This window comes from Paraburkholderia lebeckiae, assembly GCF_014201005.1.
GTDB lineage: Bacteria > Pseudomonadota > Gammaproteobacteria > Burkholderiales > Burkholderiaceae > Paraburkholderia > Paraburkholderia tuberum.
Map to the genome: position 1 here is coordinate 1 of NZ_JACHDK010000062.1, position 3,646 is coordinate 3,646.

Annotated in this window: 4 protein-coding genes; 2 read left to right on the forward strand and 2 right to left on the reverse strand. The window is 65.3% G+C overall.

Annotation, left to right across the window (positions count from 1 at the left end; all coding sequences use genetic code 11):
- Positions 1 to 1,205: sensor histidine kinase (locus HDG39_RS34385; protein ID WP_184012712.1), on the reverse strand; the 1,205-nt coding region annotated here is incomplete at its 3' end.
- Entirely contained in the window at positions 1,192 to 1,875 is a 684-nt protein-coding gene (locus HDG39_RS34390; RefSeq protein WP_184012714.1) for a response regulator transcription factor, read from the reverse strand. The genes HDG39_RS34385 and HDG39_RS34390, both read right to left, overlap by 14 nt.
- Positions 1,876 to 2,037: 162 nt before the next feature.
- Here HDG39_RS34390 and HDG39_RS34395 point away from each other — a divergent pair, with 162 nt between their 5' ends.
- Together HDG39_RS34395 and HDG39_RS34400 are read left to right on the forward strand one after the other, a co-directional pair.
- Positions 2,038 to 2,715, forward strand: coding sequence for a response regulator transcription factor (locus HDG39_RS34395; RefSeq protein WP_184012715.1), 678 nt, complete (start codon positions 2,038 to 2,040; stop codon positions 2,713 to 2,715).
- 147 nt (positions 2,716 to 2,862) lie between these two features.
- Positions 2,863 to 3,646, forward strand: a 784-nt coding sequence (locus HDG39_RS34400; RefSeq protein ID WP_184012717.1) for a TolC family protein, incomplete at its 3' end; no start/stop codon positions are given.

The window sequence follows — 3,646 nt, forward strand, 5'->3', positions numbered from 1 at the left end:
CGGCGCAGGACGGCATCGCGCTCGGTCGGTGCGATGCCCGGTCCATCGTCCTTGACCGTCACGCCGGCGCCTCTTGTGTCATGCCACAGCGTGATACGCACGGCTCCGCCATGCGGTGCGAACTTGATGGCGTTTTCCACCAGATTCGCCAGCGCCTCGAACAGCAGATTCGGATCGCCCTGGATCTCCAGCGGCCCGGATACGGTGCGCTCCAGTTCGAAGGCAATCTGCCTGTCTTCAGCACTCGGCTCGTAGAACTCGAACACATCGTCGGCGACGACGGCCAGATCGACGCTGGCGAAGCCGGCGCGGCGCACGCCGCTTTCGATTTCCGAAATGCGCAGCAGGGCGTTGAAAGTGCGTAGCAGGCCGCTGGTTTCCACGATGGTTTCATCAATGGCCGCGCGATACTCTGCCTCGGTTCTGGCGCGCCGTTGCGCACGTTCGAGTCCGCCGAGCACCCGCGTGAGCGGCGTGCGCAGATCGTGCGCAATCGCATCGCACACGCCTTTGACCTCGTTCATCAGGCGCTCGATTTCGTCGAGCATCCCGTTCACGACACCGACCAGGCGATCCACGTCGTCGCGTTTCGAATGCACCGGCAAACGCCTGCCGAGATTGCCGGCGACGATTTCCTCGATCGACGCGGTCACCGCATCGAGCCGCCGCATCGCCGAAACGCCAATCAGGGTCGCCCCGATCAGGCCGATCACGAGCGTGATCATCGCGGTGGAGAGCAGCGCATGCAGCAGTTCGTCGTCGAAGTGGTCGAGCTCGAGGGTGTTCTGGCATTGCAAAGCGATGCGGTTATCGGGCACGTGCGCGGCGATGCATCGGCCAGGCGGGTGGCCCGGCAGATTTGCGAGACGCATCGAAAACGGCTTGCCAAAGACGGGGATGGCCGGCAGATCGCCCGGATAGCCGCCGGCAAGATGTTTGCCGCTGGCTTCGAACAGGCCGAACGGGCGCTGGCGGCGCGGATCGAACTGGTTCTGATGTTCGAATCGCGCGACCAGTTCGTCCGGCGCTTCGCGTTTCAATTGTGCGTGCTCGCGAAGCAGCCAGTCGTCGATGCGCTCCTGTTCGAAGCCGGTGATCTCGCGGTACAGGTAACCGAACAGCAGCATCGCGATCACGCCGAACAGCACCAGAAACAGCGTGGCGAGGCGAAAGCCGGTGGTGCGGTGCAGTTCAGTCAGGCGCATGTAGCATGTACCCCGAACCGCGCACGGTATCGATCATCGGAGCCGTGCCGTCCGGGTCGAGCTTCTTCCTGAGACGGCTGATGTGCACGTCGATCACGTTGGTCCGCTCGTCGAGCCGGTAGTCCCATACCGCTTCGAACAGCATGGTGCGGCTCACCACCTGGCCCTGGTGCTGCATCAGGTATTCGAGCAGCCGGTACTCGCGCGGCAGCAGCGGTACCGGGCGGCCGGCGCAGGTCACTTCGCGTTTGAGCGGGTCCAGACGTAACGGGCCGACCTGGTACTCCTGCACAGCGGGCGCCGCCTCGCGCCGGCGCATCAAGGCATCGAGCCGCGCGGTCAGTTCGATGAACTCGAACGGCTTGGTCAGATAGTCGTCGCCGCCGGCGCGCAAACCGCGCACACGTTCGTCGACCGCGGACAGCGCGCTCAGGATCAGCACCGGCGTGGGCACGCCGGCGCTGCGCAACGCCGACAGCATGCCGAGCCCTTCGAGGCCGCCCGGCAACATGCGATCGAGCACGATGGCGTCGTAACTGTTGGCGACCGCGAGCATCAAACCGTCGCGGCCGGTGCGCGCGGTTTCGACCTTGCAGCCGTGATCGGTGAGCGCTTCAACGATCTCTGCGAGAGTCTGCTCGTCGTCCTCGACGACCAATACGTTCGTCATGCCTTTTTCCAGAAATGAGCGAGCGTCGGACCTGCGCTAGCCGGCCGATTTACACTAGGCTCGTACCTACGATGTCCGCAGTATGCCGCGCGAAGCTGCACAGGCGTTTCGCGCCAACATGAAAAAATTTTAATGTAAGCCCCTTAACGTAAGCCGCAGCGCATGCGAATCCTGCTGATCGAAGACGATATGCGCGCCAGCCAGTTCCTGGCGCGTGGCCTGAGCGAGAGCGGTCTGATTGTCGACACGGTGGCCGACGGCGCGACCGGGCTCGCCTATGCGCGCGAGGGCATCTACGACGTGATTGTGACTGATCGGCGCTTGCCGGCGCTCGACGGCCTGGCCCTCGTCCAGCAGTTGCGCGCCGGTGGGGATACGACGCCGGTGCTGATGCTGTCGGCGGTCGGCGGCCTGAACGAACGCGTGGAGGCGATTCGCGCAGGTTGCGACGACTATCTCGTGAAGCCGTATGCGTTCGTCGAAGCGCTGGCCAGAATCGAGGCGCTCGCGCGGCGCGCCGATCGCAGCAGGATGAGCGAGCGGCTCGAATGTGCGGATCTGGTACTCGACACGCGGGCGCGGACCGCAAACCGCGGCGGTCGTGATCTGCGCCTGCAGCACCGCGAATTCCTTTTGCTCGAATGTCTGGTGCGCCGCGAGGGGCAGGTCGTGACGCGCAGCATGCTGCTCGAGGCGGCCTGGAATTACGATTTCGAGCCGCGCGGCAACATCATCGATATGCACATGCATCGGCTGCGGGCGAAGGTGGACCGCGACTTCCCGCTGGCGCTGATTCATACGGTGGTCGGCGCCGGATACGTGCTGAACCCGGCGCCCTGACACGCGCGGAACGCCCTGTAAGCCCCGGCTCGGGCGCGCCGATGCGGCATGTTGCGCCGCATTAAATTTTTTTAATCAATGGGCGAAAGCGCCGACAGGACGCGCTGGCTAATCTGGCGACACTTCTAGTTGCCGGAGCGTTCTCCCATGTCAGGACTGTCCCGTTGGGCGCCGCTTTCGCGCGCCGTCAGTCCACCTGCGCGCGTATCGTGCCTGCGCGCCGCCGTATGTGCGCTCGGCCTCGCGGTGCTCGCCGGCTGCTCGCTTGTGCCTGCCTATCAACGGCCTGGCGCGCCGCTGGCGCAATCCTTCGACGGCGCGGCCGGTGGCTCGCTCGCCGCTACCGTGCCAGTCAGAAGCGGCTGGTGGCGCGAGTATCACGACCCCGCGCTCGACGCGCTGGTCGATCGCAGCCTGCGCAACAACTTCACGCTGGCGTCCGCGATTGCGAGCGTCGAACAGGCGCGCGGCAATGCCGAGCGAGCCGGCGCGCCGCAGTATCCGTCGCTATCGCTCGGCGCCAGCTTCGATCGCAGTCATCAGGGGCGCGGTTCGACCACCAAGACCCAGAGCCTGTTCGCCGAAGCCAGTTACGAGGTGGACTTCTGGGGCTTCAACGCCGCCAACGCCAGCGCCGCCGACCTGCTCGCGCGCGCCTCCGGGTTCGATCGCGATACGGTGGCGCTGACGCTGACCGCATCGGTCACCGACACGTATTTTCAGGTGCAGGGTCTGCGTCGCCGGCTCGCGATTGCGCGTTCCATTTCCGACGATGCCGCGCACATTCTGCAGCTGCTGCTCGCGCAACAGCAGGCGGGCGTCGCGACCGAATTGCAGGTACAGCAGCAGCGCAACGCGCTGGCCACCTTCCAGGCGGCCGTGCCGGCGCTGCAACAGCAGCTCGACACCAACATCCATGCGCTTGCGGTGC